Origin of the sequence: Pseudomonas sp. TH06, from assembly GCF_016651305.1 — a bacterium.
GTDB lineage: Bacteria > Pseudomonadota > Gammaproteobacteria > Pseudomonadales > Pseudomonadaceae > Aquipseudomonas.
In genome coordinates this window covers 2,502,540-2,521,611 of the sequence record NZ_JAEKEC010000001.1, presented here as the reverse complement: position 1 = coordinate 2,521,611, position 19,072 = coordinate 2,502,540, and the positions used below count along the sequence as shown (strand labels likewise).

The window sequence follows — 19,072 nt, the reverse complement described above, 5'->3', positions numbered from 1 at the left end:
GATCGAGAGATCACTGCAATTCAGCGACCAAAGCAATCCGTTTGCTCTTGGCTCCCGATTGGGAGGGTCATGAAGCGAAACCTTCATGACGAGGGCACTCAACAAAAACAAGAAGCCCGAATCAATAATAAAAAGAGCACGCAACTACTTCTTGGGGAGCTTCGGCTCCCCTTGTAGTTTCTCCCGCCCGGCAAAATCCTTCGACTTTTCCCTTGCCCGACCCTTGCAGCTTGCGGCTTACAGCTCAAATCTGCCGTGTCCTACACCATCCCCCGACTAAATGCTAGAATCTGCGCCCATCATGCGGTCATTCTTTGGTATGGCCGAACATTCCTTCAAACAGTGCATCCCATGCTGAAGAAGCTGTTCCAGTCATTCCGAACTCCCGTGCGTCGTACGCAACACATCCGTAGCACCCCTGAAGTGCTCAACAGCGGCCAACACTCGCTGCAGAAAACGCAATTCAGCCGCTATGCGGTGAATATCGTCGAACGCCTGCAAGGTGCCGGTTACCAGGCTTATCTGGTCGGCGGTTGCGTGCGTGACATGCTGTTGGGCATCACGCCCAAGGATTTCGACGTCGCCACCAGCGCCACGCCCGAGCAAGTCCGCGCCGAATTCCGCAATGCGCGAATCATCGGCCGTCGCTTCAAACTGGTGCATATCCATTTCGGCCGCGAAATCATCGAAGTCGCGACCTTCCGCGCCAATCACCCGCAAAACGAAGACGACGAAGACAGCAACCAGTCTTCGCGTAACGAGAGCGGGCGAATTCTGCGCGACAACGTTTACGGCACCCTGGAAGAAGACGCGCAACGCCGCGACTTCACCATCAACGCCCTGTATTACGATCCGGTCAGCGAGCGCATTCTCGACTACGCCAACGGCGTACACGACATCCGCAATCACCTGATCCGCCTGATCGGCGATCCCAAGCAGCGCTATCAGGAAGACCCGGTACGCATGCTGCGGGCCGTGCGTTTTGCTGCCAAGCTCAACTTCGGCATCGAAAAGCACACCGTGCAGCCAATCCGCGAACTGGCGCCGATGCTGCGCGAGATCCCGTCGGCACGCCTGTTCGAAGAAGTGCTCAAGCTGTTCCTCTCCGGACACGGCGCAATCACTTTCGAGATGCTGGTCGATCTGCAACTGTTCGCACCACTGTTCCCGGCCAGTGCCGACGCACTGGAACACAACCCGGAGTACACCCACACGCTGATCAGCGAAGCGCTGACCAACACCGACCTGCGCATCAAGCAGAACAAACCGGTCACCCCGGCGTTCCTGTTTGCCGCCCTGCTGTGGCCTGCGCTGCCAGCCCGCGTGTTGCGTCTGCAAGAACGTGGCATGCCGCCGATTCCGGCCATGCAGGAAGCCGCGCATGAGCTGATCGCCGAACAGTGCCAGCGCATCGCGATTCCGAAACGCTTCACCATGCCGATCCGTGAAATCTGGGACATGCAGGAACGCCTGCCACGCCGCAGCGGCAAACGCGCCGACCTGTTGCTGGACAATCCGCGTTTCCGCGCCGGCTACGACTTCCTGCTGTTGCGTGAAAGCGCCGGCGAACAGACTGATGGTCTGGGCGAATGGTGGACGGATTATCAGGACGCCAACGACAGCGAACGTCGCGACATGATCCGCGACCTCAGCGGGAAGGGCGATGACGCCAGTGGCGCACCACGCAAGCGTCGACGCAGCAGCGGTTCCAAGCGCAAACGCGCGGGTGCACCGAGCGCTACGGGCGAGTAAGGCATGGAACGCATCTACATCGGCATGGGCAGCAACCTCGCTGACCCGGCCGAACAATTGCGCAGTGCGCTCGACGCACTGGGGCAATTGCCGCAGACCACCCTCGCCGGCGTTTCCGCTTTCTATCAAAGCGACTCGTTGCTGCCGGGCCAGCCGCGTTACACCAACGCGGTAGCGGCCCTCGACAGCAGCCTCGCGCCACTTGAGCTATTGGATGCCTTGCAGGCAATCGAAAACGGTCAGGGTCGCGAGCGCCTGGAACGTTGGGGTCCGCGTACGCTGGACCTGGACATTCTGCTGTTCGGTGATCGGTTGATTGACGAACCACGCCTGAAAGTCCCGCATTACCAGATTCAGGAACGTGCCTTCGTCCTTTATCCCCTCGCCGAACTGGCCCCCGAAAATCTGCGTCTGGCTGATGGCCGCCCCCTCGCAGACCTGCTCGCCGCCTGCCCGTTCGTCGGTCTCGAACGCCTTCCGACTGATTGACTGCAATCTCCTGCCGAGTGAGCCTTTGTGGCGAGGGGATTTATCCCCGTCGGGTTGCGCAGCAGCCCCAAAAAGGCTGAATGCGATCAGCCTGATGTACCGAGCTGGCAGATATAGGGGGGCGCTGCGCACCCCATCGGGATAAATCCCCTCGCCACAAAAGCCCTTTTCCAACAAGGTTTTTGTCAGACAAAAAATCGCCGAATCAGGCCCGCCGCACCGCTGAATCGCATCAGTAACGCCGGTAACACTCCCTGCGTAACAATGCGGTAACACACGCAATTGACTTCCTGTTGGCTCATCACGACTATAGGCGTCCCGCTGCCGCCAACCCGGCACATACGGGCGCAATCCAGGCCTTATAAGCACGACAAAAGAGCGTGCGCCTGAATAGATGACGAATCACGCGCGTTACTCGCAGTAGTTTCCAAAGCGCCTGAACGAGGATTTTTTACATGCCAGCCATCACCCTGACCACGCTCCAGAGCCTCAAGCAGAAAGGTGAAAAGATCACCATGCTGACCTGCTATGACGCGACCTTCGCCCACGCCTGCAACGAGGCTGGTGTCGAAGTGCTGCTGGTGGGCGACTCCCTCGGCATGGTCCTGCAAGGTCACGACAGCACCCTACCGGTGACCACCGCAGAAATGGCCTACCACACCGCCTGCGTCAAACGCGGCAACACCGATGCCCTGATCCTTGCTGATCTGCCGTTCATGGCCAACGCCACCCTCGAACAGACCATGACCAACAGCGCCATGCTGATGCAGGCCGGCGCGCACATGATCAAGGTTGAAGGGGCGCTGTGGCTTGCCGAGTCGATCCGCCTGCTCGCCGAGCGCGGGATTCCGGTCTGTGCGCACATGGGCCTGACCCCGCAAGCAGTGAATATTCTCGGTGGCTATAAGGTGCAAGGCCGTAACGAGAACCAGGCACGGCAGATGCGTGCCGACGCGATCTCGCTGGAGCAGGCAGGCGCAGCCATGCTGCTGCTTGAGTGCGTGCCGAGTGAGCTGGCTGCTGAAATCAGCCAAGCGGTGAAGATCCCGGTCATCGGCATCGGTGCCGGTAACGCCACTGACGGTCAGGTACTGGTGCTGCACGACATGCTCGGCCTGTCGATCACCGGCCGCGTGCCGAAGTTCGTGAAGAACTTCATGAATGGCCAGGACAACATTCAGTCCGCGTTGAAGGCTTACGTCAGCGAAGTCAAAGCCACCACGTTCCCAGGCATCGAACACGGATTCTCTGCATGAACACCGTCAAAACCGTACGCGAACTGCGCGCCGCCGTAGCCCGCGCCCGTAGCGAAGGCAAGCGCATCGGCTTCGTGCCGACCATGGGCAACCTGCACAGCGGCCATGTCGCGCTGATCACCAAAGCCACGCAACGCGTGGACTTCGTGGTGGCGAGCATTTTCGTCAACCCGCTGCAATTCGGCGCCGGCGAAGACCTCGACAAATACCCGCGCACCCTGGCGGCGGATCAGGAAAAACTGCTCGAAGCCGGTTGCGACCTGTTGTTCGCGCCGACCGTTGAAGAGATGTATCCCGACGGCATGGCCGGCCAGACCCGGGTCAGCGTGCCACAACTCTCCGAAGGTCTGTGTGGCGCCAGTCGCCCGGGGCACTTCGAAGGTGTCGCGACGGTGGTCAGCAAACTGTTCAACATGGTCCAGCCGGATCTGGCGATTTTTGGTCAGAAGGACTTCCAGCAACTGGCAGTGATCCGCGCCCTGGTGCATGACCTGAACATGCCGATCCAGATCATCGGCGAGCCGACGGTGCGTGCCGCCGATGGCCTCGCGCTATCGTCGCGCAATGGCTTCCTCAGTGAAGAACAACGTGCCGTGGCCCCGGTGGTTTACCGCAGCCTGAACGCGATTGCCGAGTCGATCAAACAAGGTCAACGCGATTTCCCGGCGTTGATCAGTGCGCAGTTGCAAGCGCTGGAAGCCGCGGGCCTGCGCCCGGACTATCTGGAAATTCGCCATGCGCTGACCTTGCGCCCGGCGGTGGCTGAAGATCGTGATCTGGTGATTCTGGTGGCCGCGTTCCTGGGCACCACGCGGTTGATCGATAACCTGCACCTGAATCTCGACAGCCCTGTCTAAAAAACACCGCAATACCCCCTGTAGGAGTGAGCCTGCTCGCGATGGGGCCTGACTTTCGACATCATTGTTGAATGACAGTCCGCTATCGCGAGCAGGCTCACTCCTACAGTGTTTTTCAGCGTCCTGAAAATTGCATTTCAAGCCATATTGCCGCCCTCAAAGCCTTCGGGCACACTGCCCGCCGTTCGATTTCAACCCGGGAAATTCTCATGCACGCCATCATGCTCAAGGCCAAACTGCACCGCGCCGAAGTCACTCACGCGGTGCTCGATTACGAAGGTTCGTGCGCCATTGATGGCGAGTGGCTGGACCTGTCCGGCATCCGTGAGTACGAGCAGATCCAGATTTATAACGTCGACAATGGCGAGCGTTTCACCACTTACGCCATCCGTGGCGAAGAAGGTTCGCGCATGATCTCGGTCAATGGTGCCGCTGCGCACAAGGCCAAGGTCGGCGACCGGGTGATCATCTGTGCTTACGCCCATTACAGCGAGGCGGAACTGCTCAACTTCAAGCCGCGCATGCTCTATATGTCACCGGGCAATGAGCTGAGCCATACCAGCAACGCCATCCCGGTTCAGGTCGCCTGATCCGCCGAGCGTCCTGCTCCCCTTCCGTTTGTCGGCCAGTTCCCGGTATCAATGTTAAAAAAGTACAGGGAACGGGTCAGACAAAGTCAAGACAGATCGCAGCGCGAGGTTTACTGTATTCGCCCTGTGTCCAGAAACCGTGGCGACGCAGTTGGCCCACGCTCAAACATGGCGTGCTGGCCTGTTCAGTGTTCAAAAGGCCGTTCAAGTAAAAAGGAAAACCGCAGCGATGGCGTACTACCGCACTCCTCATGACGTTACCGCTCTGCCTGCCTGGCAAGCGTTGAAAGATCACCGCCAAGCCATGCAGGATTTCAGCATGCGCGAAGCCTTCAACGCCGATCCGCAGCGCTTCAATCAGTTCACCCTCAGCAGCTGCGGGCTGTTTCTCGATTATTCGAAGAATTTGATCAACGCCGAAACCCGCAATCTGCTGGTGGGTCTGGCCAATGAAGTCGATCTGAAGGGCGCGATCAAAGCGCTGTTCGACGGCGAAATCGTCAACGCCTCCGAAGGCCGCCCGGCGCTGCACACCGCCCTGCGCCGCCCGGTAGGCGACAAGCTGTCGGTCAACGGCGTCAACGTGATGCCGGAAGTGCACAAGGTACTGAACCAGATCACCGATCTGGTCGGCCGTATCCATGACGGTCTGTGGCGCGGTTACACCGAGAAGCCGATCACTGACGTGGTCAACATCGGCATCGGTGGCTCGTTCCTCGGTCCTGAGCTGGTGTCCGAAGCACTGCTGTCCTACGCGCAGAAAGGCGTGCGTTGCCACTATCTGGCGAACATCGACGGCAGTGAGTTCCACGAACTGACGCAAAAGCTGCGCGCCGAGACCACGCTGTTCATCGTTTCGTCGAAATCGTTCAACACCCTCGAAACCCTGAAGAACGCTCAAGCCGCACGCGCCTGGTATCTGGCTCAGGGCGGTTCCGAAGCCGAGCTGTATCGTCACTTCATCGCCGTGTCGAGCAACAATGCGGCCGCCATTGCGTTTGGTATCCGCGAAGAAAACATCTTCCCGATGTGGGACTGGGTCGGCGGCCGTTATTCGCTGTGGTCGGCCATCGGTTTGCCGATCGCTCTGGCCATCGGCATGTCCAACTTCAAGGAACTGCTGTCCGGTGCCTACACCATGGACCAGCATTTCCAGACCGCGCCGTTCGAACAGAACATGCCGGTTTTGCTGGCGCTGCTCGGTGTCTGGTACGGCAATTTCTGGGGCGCGCAAAGTCACGCGATCCTGCCGTACGACCACTACCTGCGCAACATCACCAAGCACTTGCAACAGCTGGACATGGAGTCCAACGGCAAGAGCGTGCGTCAGGACGGCACCTCGGTGTCGACCGACACCGGGCCGGTGATCTGGGGCGGCGTCGGCTGCAACGGTCAGCACGCCTACCACCAGTTGCTGCATCAAGGCACCCAACTGATCCCGGCCGACTTCATCGTGCCGATCGTCAGCTTCAACCCGGTGTCCGACCACCATCAGTGGCTGTACGCCAACTGCCTGTCGCAGAGCCAGGCACTGATGCTCGGCAAGACCCTCGCCGAAGCGGAAACCGAGCTTCGCGACAAAGGCATGAGCGAAGAGCAGGTGCACAAACTCGCACCGCACAAGGTGATCCCGGGCAACCGTCCGAGCAACACTATTGTGGTCGAGCGCATCAGCCCGCGTCGTCTCGGCGCATTGGTGGCCATGTATGAACATAAAGTGTTCGTACAAAGCGTGGTCTGGGGCATCAACGCCTTCGACCAGTGGGGTGTGGAGTTAGGCAAGGAACTGGGCAAAGGCGTTTACAACCGTCTGGTCGGCAGCGATGAAAGCACCGCTGACGATCCGTCCACCCAGGGCCTGATCAACTACTTCCGCGGTCGTCACCGCGGCTGATTGGATGTCTCAGCCCACAGGATTTGGCTCAACCCAAATCCTGTGGGCAATGAAATCCCTTGTAGGAGTGAGCCTGCTCGCGATAGCGGTGTGTCAGTCAGCATTGATGTTGAATGACACACCGCTATCGCGAGCAGGCTCGCTCCTACAGTTGTTTTTGAATGCATACACCGTCAGGTTCAGCCATCCGATTTCTGATCTGGCTTGAACCCTTTCACCGCTCGGCGCATCTTTATTCTTCGCACAACAAGAATAAGGAACCGTCATGTTCGATATCAGCACGTTCCCCAAAGCCGATGCCGTCCGCCGGGCTGCTCAGTTGAGTCAGGAAGACTATCAGCGCCTGTACCGCGAATCCATTGAACACCCCAGCACTTTCTGGGCCGAACAGGCCACGCGGTTCCTCGACTGGAGCACGCCGTGGCGGACCGTTCAGCACTACGACCTGAGAACCGGTGAAGCGGCCTGGTTCGCTGGCGGCAAGCTCAACGTCAGTTACAACTGCATCGACCGTCACCTCGAACAACGCGGCGATCAGACTGCCCTGCTCTGGGAGGGTGATGACCCGGCTGAATCGGCGCAAATCACTTACAAGAAACTCCACCACCATGTCTGCCGACTGGCCAACGTGCTGAAAAGCCGTGGCGTTAAAAAAGGCGACCGGGTGTGCATCTACATGCCGATGATCCCCGAAGCCGCCTACGCCATGCTCGCCTGCGCGCGGATCGGCGCGATTCATTCGGTGGTGTTCGGTGGTTTCTCCCCGGATTCGCTGCGTGACCGTATCCTCGATGCCGACTGCCGCACCGTGATCACCGCCGACGAGGGCGTGCGCGGCGGCAAGTTCGTGCCGCTGAAAAGCAATGTGGACAAAGCCCTGCAAAGTTGCCCTGACGTCAGCACCGTCGTCGTGGTCGAGCGCACTCAGGGCAAGGTCGACTGGGTCGAAGGCCGCGACCTCTGGTATCACCAGGCCGTGCACGACGCCAGCGATGATTGCCCGCCGGAGCCGATGGACGCCGAAGACCCGCTGTTCATCCTCTACACCTCCGGCAGCACCGGCAATCCCAAAGGCGTTTTGCACACCACCGGCGGCTACCTTCTGCAAGCAGCGATGACCTTCAAATACGTACTCGACTATCGCGACGGCGAAGTGTTCTGGTGCACCGCCGACGTCGGCTGGGTCACCGGTCACAGCTACATCGTCTATGGTCCGCTGGCCAATGGCGCGACCACGCTGATGTTCGAGGGCGTGCCGAGCTACCCGAGCAGCTCACGATTCTGGCAGGTGATCGATAAGCATAAGGTCAACATTTTCTACACCGCACCGACCGCCCTTCGCGCATTGATGCGCGAAGGTGCCGAACCGTTGAAGGAAACGTCGCGTGCCAGCCTGAGATTACTCGGCAGCGTCGGTGAGCCGATCAACCCGGAAGCGTGGGAATGGTATTTCAACGTGGTCGGCGAACAGCGCTGCCCCATCGTCGATACCTGGTGGCAGACCGAAACTGGCGGCATCATGCTCAGCCCGCTGGTGAGCGCACAACGGATCAAACCGGGTTGCGCCACGCAGCCGATGTTCGGCGTGCAGCCTGTGCTGCTTGACGAACAGGGCAAGGAAATCAAAGGTGCCGGCAGCGGCGTGCTGGCGATCAAGTCCAGCTGGCCGGCACAGATTCGCAGTGTGTACGGCGATCCGCAGCGGATGGTCGACACCTATTTCAAACCCTATCCCGGCTACTACTTCACCGGTGACGGCGCGCGACGCGACGAGGACGGCGACTACTGGATCACCGGGCGCATCGACGATGTGATCAACGTTTCCGGGCATCGCATCGGCACTGCCGAGGTGGAAAGTGCGCTGGTGCTGCACGACAGCATCGCCGAAGCCGCGGTGGTCGGTTATCCACACGACGTCAAAGGCCAGGGCATCTACGCCTTTGTCACCCCTATGAACGGCGCCGAGCCGAACGATGAGTTGAAGAAAGAACTGCTGGCTCACGTCAGCAAGGAAATCGGCAGCTTCGCCAAACCGGACCTGATCCAGTGGGCACCGGCCTTGCCGAAAACCCGCTCAGGCAAGATCATGCGGCGTATCCTGCGCAAGATCGCCTGCAACGAACTCGACAGCCTCGGCGACACCTCGACCCTGGCCGACCCGAGCGTGGTCCAGGGCCTGATCGACAAGCGCCTTAATCAGTAACATCCCGGGCGCGGTCAATCAGCCGCGCCCTCCCCTCATTAATGAGTGCCATGGAATTTATCCGCAGCCGTATCGAAAACCAGCTCATGAGCCTGACCGGCCTGTCCCTCGGCCAGCTCGACCTGGAAAGCCCCAAGGGCGATCCCGGCCTGTTCGGCCCTGACTCGATCAGTTGGCAGGTGCACGGTGATTTCAGCAGCATGCTGATCGGCGGCATCAGCGCGCTGTTGCTGCAAGCCCTGCATCCGCTGGCGTTGGCCGGGGTTTGGGATCATTCGAACTTTCGTCAGGACATGCTCGGGCGCTTGCGGCGTACCAGTCAGTTTGTTTCCGGCACCACGTTCGGCTCCCGTCGCGACGCCGACTGGCTGATCGAGAAGGTTCGCACCATTCACCTGCAAGTGGTCGGCACTGCGCCGGATGGCCGGCCTTACGCGGCCAGTGATCCGCATCTGCTGACGTGGGTGCATGTGGCGGAAGTCAGCAACTTCCTTGCCGCACATTTGCGTTATCGCAACCCGCAATTGTCAGGGGCGGATCAGGATCGTTATTACGCCGAAATCGCCGTGATCGCCGAGCGCCTGGGCGCCCGGGATGTGCCGAAATCGCGGCAGGCCGTGAGCGATTATCTGCAACGCATGCGCCCGCAGTTACTGTGTGATGAACGCAGTCGGGAAGTTCTGCGCCTGTTGCTCGATGCGCCGGCACCGAGCGCTCTGGCGCGGCCGTTTGGCGATCTGATGATGAAGGCCGGCATCGACCTGCTGCCGGATTGGGCCAGCGACATGCTCGATGTGCGGCAGGGTTCGCTGCAACGCCAGTTGATTCGCGCCAGCGTCAAACGCAGCGCGCCGATGCTGCGTTGGGCGATGCGCAATGGTTCGGTGCAACGGGCGAAGCGCAGGATGGGCCTGATCATCTAAAAGCATCGCGAGCAGGCTCACTCCTACAAGGGATATAGGTTGCATACGAATCTCCTGTAGGAGTGAGCCTGCTCGCGATGGTAGCCACTCGATTGCCCGCCAAGCTGCTAAACTCCCGCGCCCCAATTCTCACCAGCAAGGCGCCCGCATGTCTTCCTTGAATCAGGCGCTGCGCGCCGCCCTCGATCAACGCCAGGACTTGCTTGCCGAGCTGCACCGCCAGGGCACCGACTGCTATCGCCTGTTCCACGGCAGTCAGGAAGGCGCCGGCGGACTGACCATCGACCGCTATGGCCCACAACTGCTGGTGCAAAGCTTTCACCAGACGCTGGAACGTGACGAACTGCTGCAACTGCATACCCTCGTCAACCAGGCCCTGAATCTCGAAACGCTGCTGGTCTACAACGATCGCTCCCGGGGCAACTCGCGTATTGACCGTGAAGACACGGTCTACCGCGCCGACGACGCCGCGCTGGCCGATCTGGTCGGTCACGAATGGGGGCTGAACTACCGCGTACGCGGGCGCCATGCCGGGCAGGATCCACTGCTGTTCCTCGACCTGCGCAACACTCGCGGCTGGGTCAAGGATCACGCCAAAGGCAAATCCGTCCTCAACCTGTTCGCCTACACCTGTGGCGTTGGCCTCAGTGCGGCAGCCGGTGGCGCACGTGAGGTGTGCAACCTGGACTTTGCCGAAGGCAATCTGGCGGTCGGTCGTGAAAACGGTCAGCTCAACCCGCAATTGCCAGAGATGCAATTCATCCAGTCCGATTACTTCCCGGCGATCCGCCAGCTCGCCGGTCTGCCGATCAGTCAGCGCCGCGGGCAGAAACTGCCGAGCTATCAGCGCCTCGAACAGCGCCAATACGATCTGGTCTTGCTCGACCCACCGGCCTGGGCCAAAAGTGCATTCGGCACCGTCGACCTGCTGCGCGATTATCAGAGCCTGCTCAAACCGGCCCTGCTGACCACCGCCGACAACGGCGTGCTGATCTGCTGCAACAATCTGGCGAAAGTCAGCATGGACGACTGGCGCGAACAGGTATTGCGCTGCGCCGAAAAGGCCGGCCGCCCGGTGCGCGAGTGGAGCGTGATGACCCCGGGTGCGGACTTCCCGTCAATGGATCAACAGCCCCCACTGAAAACCCTCATCCTCCAGCTCTGACCAACCTGTGGCACGGCGAACAACCTGTGGGAGCTGGCTTGCCAGCGATTGCGGTGGATCAAACGACATCCATGTCGAATGAAATGCCCTCATCGCTGGCAAGCCAGCTCCCACAGTGTTTTGCACTTTCAGAAAGGAATCTGAACAATCCTGTCCTATGCCGATCACTTCGGAACCAGAATCGCGTGCCATACTCCAAGGCACTCCGATTCAGACAGATGAAGCCGCACATGCCCAAAGGATTGATTCGCGCGATTGGCGCCTTGTTGACTGCTCTGGCCCTTTATAGCCTGCTGGGGTTTCTGATTTTGCCGGGTATCGCCCTGCGCATCGCCAACCAGCAACTGGCCAACTACGCCACGGTGCCTGCGCATTTGCAGCGCATCGAACTCAATCCGTTCAGCCTTGAAGTCACCTTGTGGGGCCTGGTCATCGGCGAGCCGGGCAAGGAGCAGATCGGTTTCGAACGCCTGTACGCCAACCTGCAACTCGACAGCCTGTGGACAAAAGCGCTGCACCTGGCCGACATCCAGCTGGACAAGCCGAAAACCGAAATCCTCTTCGCCAAAGACGGCAAGCTCAACCTGCTGGGCCTGTTCAATGTGCCGGCCAGTGAGCCGACACCGGCTGATCCCAACGCCAAACCATTTCCGCTGCGCATCGATAACATCAAACTGGCCAGTGGCGTCGTGCACTTTCAGGACGTGCGCCCGAGCGAGCCCATCGAGTTTCTCTACGACGACCTCAGCTTCGAACTGAAAAACCTCAGCACCTTGCCCGAAGACAGCGCCGACATGACCCTGGTCGCCATCGGACCGGCCGGTGGGCGAATCGACTGGAGCGGTAATTTCAGCCTGATCCCGTTCACCTCTGAAGGCACCCTGAAAGTCACCGACGGCAAGATGAAAGCATTCTGGCCATACGTGCGCGATTCGGTGCCGCTGGTACTCGAAGACGGAGTCATCAGCCTCAGCACCGAGTACAAACTCAATCTGTCGAAAGAAACCGAACTGCTGCTGAACAACGTCGCAGTGAGCATCGCGCCCTTCGCCATCAAGGCGCCGGATGGACGCCCACTGGCGAAACTCGAACGCCTCGACGTCAGCGAAACCAGCGTCGATCTGGCCAAACAGCAAGTGGTGGTCGGCAAGATCCGCAGCAACAAACTGGAAACCTGGGCTGCCCTCGAAGCCGATGGTCAACTGGATTGGCAGAAACTGTTCGCCAGCCAGCCGTCGAAACCTGCCGCCAAAGCCGCCGCAGAACCCGCAACCACACCGGCCGCCGCCGACTCGCCGAAACCTGAGCCAAGCGCCCCGAGCAAGCCTTGGCAGGTGTTGCTCAAGGATGTGCAACTGCGTGACTACAAAGTGCACCTGGCCGACCGCTCTGCGAAGCCGGAAGTCGCTATCGATATCACGCCGCTGAACCTCGATTTGCAGGATTTTGACAGCCTGAATGGCTCGCCCTTCAAGCTCAAGCTCGACACCGGTGTGGGCAAACAAGGCAAGCTCATGGCCGACGGCGTAGTCAATCTCGCACCGGTCACCGCCCAACTCAACGTGAAAACCCAGGACATCGATCTGCGTGTCGCGCAGTCCTACATCAATCCGTTCATTCGCCTCGAACTGCGTAGCGGCATGCTCGGCAGCGATCTCAAGGTCAACCTCAAGAGCACCGATCCGCTTGCGCTCAGTGTGACCGGCCGCGCTCAGGTCGATCAGTTACACACTCTCGACACCCTGAAGACCCGTGACTTCCTCAAGTGGCAGCAAGTGGTTGTGGAAGGCCTCAACTATCAGCACGGCGACAGCTTGTCGATCGACAAGGTCAACCTGTTCCAGCCGTACGTGCGCTTCATGATCAACGATGACCGCACCAACAATATCGACGATCTGCTGATCCCGCAACCAGCTGACAGCGGAGCAAAACCCGCCGCTGCCAAACCGGCCAGCAAAGACAAACCGCTGGGCATTCACATCGGCGCTATCGCCATCAACGACGGCTCGGCCAACTTTGCCGACTTCAGCCTGACGCCGAACTTCGCCACCGCCGTTCAGCAATTGAACGGGCAGATCGGCACCATCGACAGCCGTCAGGCGAAACCCGCGAGTGTCGACGTCAAAGGCAAGGTCGACCGCTATGCGCCGGTAACCATCAAAGGCGCGGTCAATCCATTCGATCCGATGGCCAGCCTCGACATCGCCACCAGCTTCAAGCGAGTCGAGCTGACCACACTGACGCCCTACTCCGGCAAGTTCGCCGGTTACCGCATCCGCAAGGGCCGGCTCAACCTCGACCTGCATTACCTGATCACCAAGGGCCAGTTGAAAGCCGAGAACAAGGTTGTGGTCGAGCAACTGCAACTCGGTGAAAAGGTCGACAGCCCGGATGCCGTGAGCCTGCCGCTGAAACTGGCGATTGCCTTGCTCAAGGACGTCGATGGCAAGATCTCCATCGAACTGCCGGTAACCGGCGACCTGAACAACCCGCAATTCAGCGTGATGCCGATTGTCTGGCAAACCCTGCGCAACCTGATCGTCAAAGCCGCGGCAGCGCCGTTCAAATTGATCGGCGGACTGGTCAGCGGTGGCGGTTCCGAGGATCTCGGCACTGTGTCGTTTGCGCCGGGTTCCAGCGAATTGAACAAGGACGCCGAGGCTGCACTGGTGAAACTGTCACAGGCACTCAAGGAGCGTCCGGCCCTGCGTCTGGAAATCGAAGGCACTGCCGCGAAAAGCAGCGACGGCCCATTACTCGCCGAACAGCGTCTGGAACGTGAATACCAGTACAACTACTACAAGATGCTCCAGCGTCGCGGCGACAAGGTTCCCGCCCAGGCCTCCTTGCTGCAGGTGCCGGACGGCGAAAAAGGTCCGCTGCTCGAAGGCATCTACCGGACTCGCCTGAAAACCCAGCCACCGGCGGAATGGAAGGATCTGGGCAAGGAAGAGCGCACGGCGAAAATGCGCGAAGGCGTTATCCAGTTCTGGAGTTCCAGCGATGTATTGCTGCGGCAGTTGGGCCAGGACCGCGCCAGCAGCATCAAGGATTATCTGGTGGACAAGGGTCAGTTGGCGGATGACCGCGTGTACTTCATCGACGCCAACCTTGGCGAAGCCGAAAGCGATGGACGAGTGGTGACGCAAATGCATCTGGATGCCGAATGATGAAGCGAAAATGGCTGCTGGTGATGTCATTGACGCTCGTTGCCGGGCAGGCCTCAGCGTCCGATACCCTGCGCTGCGGCAGCCAGTTGGTCAGCCTCGGCGACCGCTCCAGCGAGGTACTGCAGAAGTGCGGTGAACCGGTGAGCCGCGATGCTCTGGGTTACAAGCGCAGCGCCAATCGCCGCGAAGAGTTTCAGGTCGAGGAATGGACCTACGGCCCGAGCAACGGCATGTATCAGTACCTGCGCTTTGAAGGTAACCGCCTGCATAAGATCACCAGCAAACGCGGCAACTGAAAGATCAAAAGATCGCAGCCTGCGGCAGATCCTACAGGGATCGTATCCCATGTAGCAGCTGCCGCAGGCTGCGATCTTTTGCTTCCACACAATAAAACAGGCCCCGACACGAATGGCGGGGCCTGTAATGGTCACTTCCGTGTGACCGTTCGCATGAACTCTAAAGTTGCGGCAGACGTATTGCTTGGCCCGTCTGTCGCGCCTTCTCCCGGTCCAGGCGAGAAGTCATGCCTTACTCGGCTTTCAGGCCGTCAGCGGAGACCGCTTTGACGCCTTTGATTTTCTTGGTGATCGCTACAGCGGTGGCTTTCTGAGCGTCAGTCACAGCAACAGTCGAAGACAGGGAAACGACACCTTTATTGGTTTCTACTTTAATGTCGGTGCCTGGGATGCCTTTTTCGGTTACCAGGTCGCTTTTGACTTTGGTAGTGATCCAGGTATCGGAAGTAGCTTCTTTAGCCTTGGTGACTTCGCCGGCGGCCAGAGTCATTGGAGCCTGGGTAGCCTGGGTGGATTGTGCAAACGCACCGGAAGCCATGGTCAGGGTCAGCGCGGTAGCAGCAGCGGCAGTGATAGCGAACTTCTTCATACGAGTAACTCCTGTTTTTCTGGAAAGTCTGCTGGATGTCTTGTCAGCAGGGTTACTGGATATATTGCGAACGCTGTGCCAACTTTTTAAAACACATAAAATCCTTATAAATCAATACCTTATAAATAATGCAAATTTCCGGATTCATGCAAATTGCATGACATGTGCAAAATTCACATGCAAGTTGCGGTTTTTCGGAAAGTTCCTAAGGCGCTGAAATTATTGAAGCTTTTGTGAAGCGTCAGACAATGAAAAATGCCCCGCATTGCGGGGCATTTATTGCTCAGACAAGACCTGACATTACGTACCGCTGGCAGTACAGCCCTTTGGCGAGTAGTCCGCGTTAACGGTCGTAGCACAGCTCCAAACGCCCGACGTACTGCCTGTTGCAGCACCGGTACGGGTGAGCGTGATCGTTTTACCCAATACCGGCCCTGGAGCGGCAACCAGCGTGCAGGTAATCGAACCGGCACCGGTCGAAGCCGTGCCCGAAGCCGCCAGTGTGCAGTTGGAAGTAGTCGCGGTAGCGCTACCGGCAACCAGTGTCAGCGTTGGATCGGTACCTTGATTAATGGTGTCTTCAAAGGGCACTTTCAGCGCGCTGATCTCTGCCAATCCAGCCGTTACCTTGGATCGCGCCTGATATTTGGAATACTGCGGCAAGGCGATGGTCGCCAGAATCCCGATGATCGCCACCACGATCAGCAGCTCGATCAGAGTAAAACCTTGTTGTTTTTTCATAGACACGCTCCATGCATGAGTCGAAATCTCATGATCTGAATGGGACGCAGCATAGGCCATGCCAATGTCTTTCAACCCCCGCCCATTGGGCACAACGCGCGTTCGACGCCATTTCCTACAACCTGCAACCGCACTATCTGACACTTTTTGTCACCTGCACCGAGGGTGTTTGGCGCTGTCACTTGACTAGGCTATAAGTCATGAACTGCAAGCGTGCGGAATCCCCATGAATGACATCGCTCTGAGCGGTCTGGCCAAGCAATTGGTGCAGGCCGAACTGCTTACGGAAAAAAGCGCCCAGCAGGCCTGGCAACAGGCCCAGCGCAATCGCCTGTCGCTGGTAAGTTATCTGGTGCAGAACAAACTGGTGAAGAGCTGGCAGGTGGCCGAGATCGCTTCGGAGCACTTCGGCATGGCCTTCATGGATCTTAATTGCCTGGACAAGGAAACCCAGCCCAAGGGCCTGGTCAGTGAAAAACTGGTTCGCCAGCATCACGCCCTGCCCTTGTGGCGACGCGGCAACAAACTGTTCGTGGGGATTTCCGACCCGAGCAATCATCAGGCGATCAATGACATCCAGTTCAGTACCGGGCTGAGCACCGAAGCCATTCTGGTCGAGGACGACAAACTCACCGATGCCATCGAAAAGTTCTTCGACACCCACGCCAGCGGCCTCGAAGACATGGCCGACGTCGACCTCGATGGCGTGGATGTCGAATCCATCGACGACAACAAGCAGGACGCCATCGGCGGACTCGACGCCGACGATGCGCCGGTGGTGCGCTTCGTTCACAAGATGCTGCTGGACGCGATCAAGAGCGGTTCTTCCGACCTGCACTTTGAGCCTTATGAAAAGAACTATCGGGTGCGCGTGCGCACCGACGGCATTCTGCGCGAAGTGGCCAAGCCGCCGATTCAACTGGCCGGGCGCATCGCTGCGCGCTTGAAGGTGATGGCAAGCCTCGACATCTCGGAACGGCGCAAACCCCAGGACGGGCGGATCAAGATGCGCCTGTCGAAGAGCAAGTCGATCGACTTCCGGGTCAATACGCTGCCGACCCTGTGGGGCGAAAAAGTGGTGATCCGGATTCTCGACCCGTCCAGCGCACAGATCGGCATCGACGCGCTCGGCTACGAGCCGGCGCAGAAAGACCTGTACATGGCCGCACTCAAACAGCCACAAGGCATGATTCTGGTCACTGGCCCCACTGGCTCGGGCAAGACCGTGTCGCTGTACACCGGGCTTAACATTCTCAATACCGTCGACATCAACATCTCCACCGCCGAAGACCCCGTGGAGATCAACATGGAAGGTATCAACCAGGTCAACGTCAATCCCAGGCAGGGTCTGGATTTCGCTCAGGCTCTGCGCTCGTTTCTACGGCAAGACCCGGACGTGATCATGGTCGGCGAGATCCGTGACCTCGAAACCGCCGAGATCGCCATCAAGGCTGCGCAAACCGGTCACCTCGTGCTTTCGACCCTGCACACCAACAGCGCGGCGGAAACCCTGACCCGTCTGCACAACATGGGCATCCCCGGCTTCAATATCGCCACCTCGGTCAGCCTGATCATCGCCCAGCGGCTGGCGCGCAAGCTGTGCAGCCACTGCAAGAAAGCCATCGAGATTCCCCGCGAAACCCTGATCAAGGAAGGTTTCCCCGAGGAACGCATCGGCAGTTTCACGATCTACGAACCGGTCGGTTGCGATCACTGCAATGGCGGCTACAAGGGGCGCGTGGGGATTTATGAAGTGGTGAAGAACACAGCTGAACTGCAACGACTGATCATGGCCGAAGGCAACTCGCTGGAAATCGACATCCAGATGCGCCGCGACGGCTTCGATGACCTGCGCACTTCGGGCCTGCACAAGGCCATGCAAGGCATCACCAGCCTGGAAGAAATCAACCGGGTCACCAAGGACTGAACATGGCGGTCAAGGCAGCGAAAACCAGTATTTACGCCTGGGAAGGCACGGACAAGAAAGGCAGCAAACTGACCGGTGAGCTGAGCGGGCTGAACCCGGCGCTGATCAAGGCGCAACTGCGCAAGCAGGGGATCAACCCGGGCAAGGTGCGCAAGAAATCCGCCTCGATACTGAGCTTTGGCAAACGCATCAAGGCTCAGGACATCGCCCTGTTCACGCGGCAGATGGCGACCATGATGAAGGCCGGCGTACCCTTGTTGCAGTCCTTCGACATCATTGGCGAAGGTTTCGAAAACCCGGCGATGCGCAAACTGGTCGATGAGGTGAAACAGGAAGTCGCCGCTGGCAACAGTTTCGCCAACGCCCTGCGCAAGAAGCCGCAATACTTCGACGAGTTGTATTGCAACCTGGTGGATGCCGGCGAACAGTCCGGTGCCCTCGATACGTTGCTGGAGCGGGTCGCGACCTATAAGGAAAAAAGCGAAGCGCTCAAGGCCAAGATCAAGAAAGCCATGACCTACCCTAGCGCTGTCGTGCTGGTCGCGGCGGTGGTGACCGGGATTTTGCTGGTGAAAGTGGTGCCGCAGTTCCAGTCGGTATTTTCCGGCTTCGGCGCCGAACTGCCGGCGTTCACACTGATGGTCATCAGCCTTTCGGAATTCATGCAGCAATGGTGGTGGGCGATTCTCGGTGTATTGGCGGCGGCGATTTTCGGCACCCGCCATGCCCTGAAAAAGTCTCAGGCCTTGCGCGACCGCAAAGACACCTGGCTGCTGAAACTGCCGTTGGTAGGCACGCTGATGTACAAGTCCGCCGTGGCCCGATTTGCCCGGACCCTGTCGACGACTTTTGCTGCTGGCGTGCCGCTGGTGGAAGCCCTCGACTCGGTGGCCGGCGCCGCCGGCAACGTGGTTTTCAAACGCGCGATATTGCGCATCCGCCAGGATGTGTCCACCGGCATGCAGTTGAATTTTTCGATGCGCACCACCGGCGTGTTTCCCAATATGGCCGTGCAAATGACCGCAATCGGCGAAGAGTCTGGCGCGCTGGACGAAATGCTCGACAAGGTTGCAGGGTTTTACGAGGACGAAGTGGATAACATGGTCGACAACCTCACCAGCCTCATGGAGCCGTTCATCATGGTGGTTTTGGGGGTGATCGTCGGTGGTCTGGTAGTCGCCATGTACCTGCCGATTTTCCAACTCGGCTCAGCGATCTGA

Annotated in this window: 15 protein-coding genes; 13 read left to right on the top strand and 2 right to left on the bottom strand. The window is 59.1% G+C overall.

The features are described from left to right. Positions 1-351: 351 nt before the first annotated feature. The 11 genes from JFT86_RS11365 to JFT86_RS11315 all read left to right on the top strand — a co-directional run bounded on the left by JFT86_RS11365 (position 352) and on the right by JFT86_RS11315 (position 14,595). Positions 352-1,752 carry a polynucleotide adenylyltransferase PcnB gene (locus tag JFT86_RS11365; protein ID WP_201236776.1) on the top strand — a complete coding sequence of 467 codons (1,401 nt, stop codon included), beginning with the start codon at positions 352-354 and terminating at the stop codon, positions 1,750-1,752. A 3-nt stretch (positions 1,753-1,755) separates the two neighbouring features. Then, complete coding sequence (gene folK / locus JFT86_RS11360) at positions 1,756-2,241, top strand: 2-amino-4-hydroxy-6-hydroxymethyldihydropteridine diphosphokinase (protein ID WP_201236775.1); 486 nt, start codon at positions 1,756-1,758, stop codon at positions 2,239-2,241. A 455-nt stretch (positions 2,242-2,696) separates the two neighbouring features. Beyond that, positions 2,697-3,497, top strand: a complete 801-nt coding sequence (gene panB, locus JFT86_RS11355) for a 3-methyl-2-oxobutanoate hydroxymethyltransferase (protein WP_201236774.1) — start codon at positions 2,697-2,699, stop codon at positions 3,495-3,497. Continuing rightward, entirely contained in the window at positions 3,494-4,354 is an 861-nt protein-coding gene (gene panC / locus JFT86_RS11350; RefSeq protein ID WP_201236773.1) for a pantoate--beta-alanine ligase, read from the top strand. The genes panB and panC overlap by 4 nt, the downstream gene beginning before the upstream one ends. A 209-nt stretch (positions 4,355-4,563) precedes the next feature. Further along, complete coding sequence (gene panD, locus JFT86_RS11345; RefSeq protein WP_201236772.1) at positions 4,564-4,944, top strand: aspartate 1-decarboxylase; 381 nt, start codon at positions 4,564-4,566, stop codon at positions 4,942-4,944. Positions 4,945-5,173: 229 nt separating this feature from the next. Then, positions 5,174-6,838: a glucose-6-phosphate isomerase gene (gene pgi / locus JFT86_RS11340; protein WP_201236771.1), complete on the top strand. Its 1,665-nt coding sequence runs from the start codon at positions 5,174-5,176 to the stop codon at positions 6,836-6,838. Between the two features lie 265 nt (positions 6,839-7,103). Beyond that, the gene (acs, locus tag JFT86_RS11335; protein ID WP_201236770.1) at positions 7,104-9,041 is read left to right on the top strand and encodes an acetate--CoA ligase; all 1,938 of its coding nucleotides are present in this window, start codon (positions 7,104-7,106) and stop codon (positions 9,039-9,041) included. Positions 9,042-9,091: 50 nt separating this feature from the next. Then, positions 9,092-9,964 carry an oxygenase MpaB family protein gene (locus JFT86_RS11330; protein ID WP_201236769.1) on the top strand — a complete coding sequence of 291 codons (873 nt, stop codon included), beginning with the start codon at positions 9,092-9,094 and terminating at the stop codon, positions 9,962-9,964. Positions 9,965-10,112: 148 nt separating this feature from the next. Continuing rightward, positions 10,113-11,129, top strand: a complete 1,017-nt coding sequence (locus JFT86_RS11325; RefSeq protein ID WP_201236768.1) for a class I SAM-dependent methyltransferase — start codon at positions 10,113-10,115, stop codon at positions 11,127-11,129. Positions 11,130-11,347: 218 nt separating this feature from the next. Continuing rightward, positions 11,348-14,299, top strand: coding sequence for a DUF748 domain-containing protein (locus tag JFT86_RS11320; protein WP_201236767.1), 2,952 nt, complete (start codon positions 11,348-11,350; stop codon positions 14,297-14,299). Next, a complete protein-coding gene (locus JFT86_RS11315; protein WP_201236766.1) occupies positions 14,299-14,595 on the top strand; it encodes a DUF2845 domain-containing protein in 297 nt (98 codons plus the stop codon). Before JFT86_RS11320 ends, JFT86_RS11315 begins: the two co-directional genes overlap by 1 nt. Before the next feature lie 232 nt (positions 14,596-14,827). On the opposite strand, the gene JFT86_RS11310 is transcribed toward JFT86_RS11315, so the two are convergent. Together JFT86_RS11310 and JFT86_RS11305 are read right to left on the bottom strand one after the other, a co-directional pair. Then, positions 14,828-15,184 carry a BON domain-containing protein gene (locus JFT86_RS11310; RefSeq protein WP_103306538.1) on the bottom strand — a complete coding sequence of 119 codons (357 nt, stop codon included), beginning with the start codon at positions 15,182-15,184 and terminating at the stop codon, positions 14,828-14,830. Between the two features lie 300 nt (positions 15,185-15,484). Next, positions 15,485-15,925, bottom strand: coding sequence for a pilin (locus tag JFT86_RS11305; RefSeq protein WP_201236765.1), 441 nt, complete (start codon positions 15,923-15,925; stop codon positions 15,485-15,487). Positions 15,926-16,151: 226 nt separating this feature from the next. On the opposite strand from JFT86_RS11305, the gene pilB reads away from it, so the two are divergent. Together pilB and JFT86_RS11295 are read left to right on the top strand one after the other, a co-directional pair. Continuing rightward, positions 16,152-17,852, top strand: coding sequence for a type IV-A pilus assembly ATPase PilB (pilB, locus tag JFT86_RS11300; protein WP_201236764.1), 1,701 nt, complete (start codon positions 16,152-16,154; stop codon positions 17,850-17,852). Between the two features lie 2 nt (positions 17,853-17,854). Continuing rightward, positions 17,855-19,072 carry a type II secretion system F family protein gene (locus JFT86_RS11295; protein ID WP_201236763.1) on the top strand — a complete coding sequence of 406 codons (1,218 nt, stop codon included), beginning with the start codon at positions 17,855-17,857 and terminating at the stop codon, positions 19,070-19,072.

Bases quoted from the DNA above. Each gene is read 5' to 3' on its own strand.
- JFT86_RS11365 (WP_201236776.1), top strand. From the start codon at position 352: ATGCTGAAGAAGCTGTTCCAGTCATTCCGAACTCCCGTGCGTCGTACG.
- folK (WP_201236775.1), top strand. From the start codon at position 1,756: ATGGAACGCATCTACATCGGCATGGGCAGCAACCTCGCTGACCCGGCC.
- panB (WP_201236774.1), top strand. From the start codon at position 2,697: ATGCCAGCCATCACCCTGACCACGCTCCAGAGCCTCAAGCAGAAAGGT.
- panC (WP_201236773.1), top strand. From the start codon at position 3,494: ATGAACACCGTCAAAACCGTACGCGAACTGCGCGCCGCCGTAGCCCGC.
- panD (WP_201236772.1), top strand. From the start codon at position 4,564: ATGCACGCCATCATGCTCAAGGCCAAACTGCACCGCGCCGAAGTCACT.
- pgi (WP_201236771.1), top strand. From the start codon at position 5,174: ATGGCGTACTACCGCACTCCTCATGACGTTACCGCTCTGCCTGCCTGG.
- acs (WP_201236770.1), top strand. From the start codon at position 7,104: ATGTTCGATATCAGCACGTTCCCCAAAGCCGATGCCGTCCGCCGGGCT.
- JFT86_RS11330 (WP_201236769.1), top strand. From the start codon at position 9,092: ATGGAATTTATCCGCAGCCGTATCGAAAACCAGCTCATGAGCCTGACC.
- JFT86_RS11325 (WP_201236768.1), top strand. From the start codon at position 10,113: ATGTCTTCCTTGAATCAGGCGCTGCGCGCCGCCCTCGATCAACGCCAG.
- JFT86_RS11320 (WP_201236767.1), top strand. From the start codon at position 11,348: ATGAAGCCGCACATGCCCAAAGGATTGATTCGCGCGATTGGCGCCTTG.
- JFT86_RS11315 (WP_201236766.1), top strand. From the start codon at position 14,299: ATGAAGCGAAAATGGCTGCTGGTGATGTCATTGACGCTCGTTGCCGGG.
- JFT86_RS11310 (WP_103306538.1), bottom strand. From the start codon at position 15,184: ATGAAGAAGTTCGCTATCACTGCCGCTGCTGCTACCGCGCTGACCCTG.
- JFT86_RS11305 (WP_201236765.1), bottom strand. From the start codon at position 15,925: ATGAAAAAACAACAAGGTTTTACTCTGATCGAGCTGCTGATCGTGGTG.
- pilB (WP_201236764.1), top strand. From the start codon at position 16,152: ATGAATGACATCGCTCTGAGCGGTCTGGCCAAGCAATTGGTGCAGGCC.
- JFT86_RS11295 (WP_201236763.1), top strand. From the start codon at position 17,855: ATGGCGGTCAAGGCAGCGAAAACCAGTATTTACGCCTGGGAAGGCACG.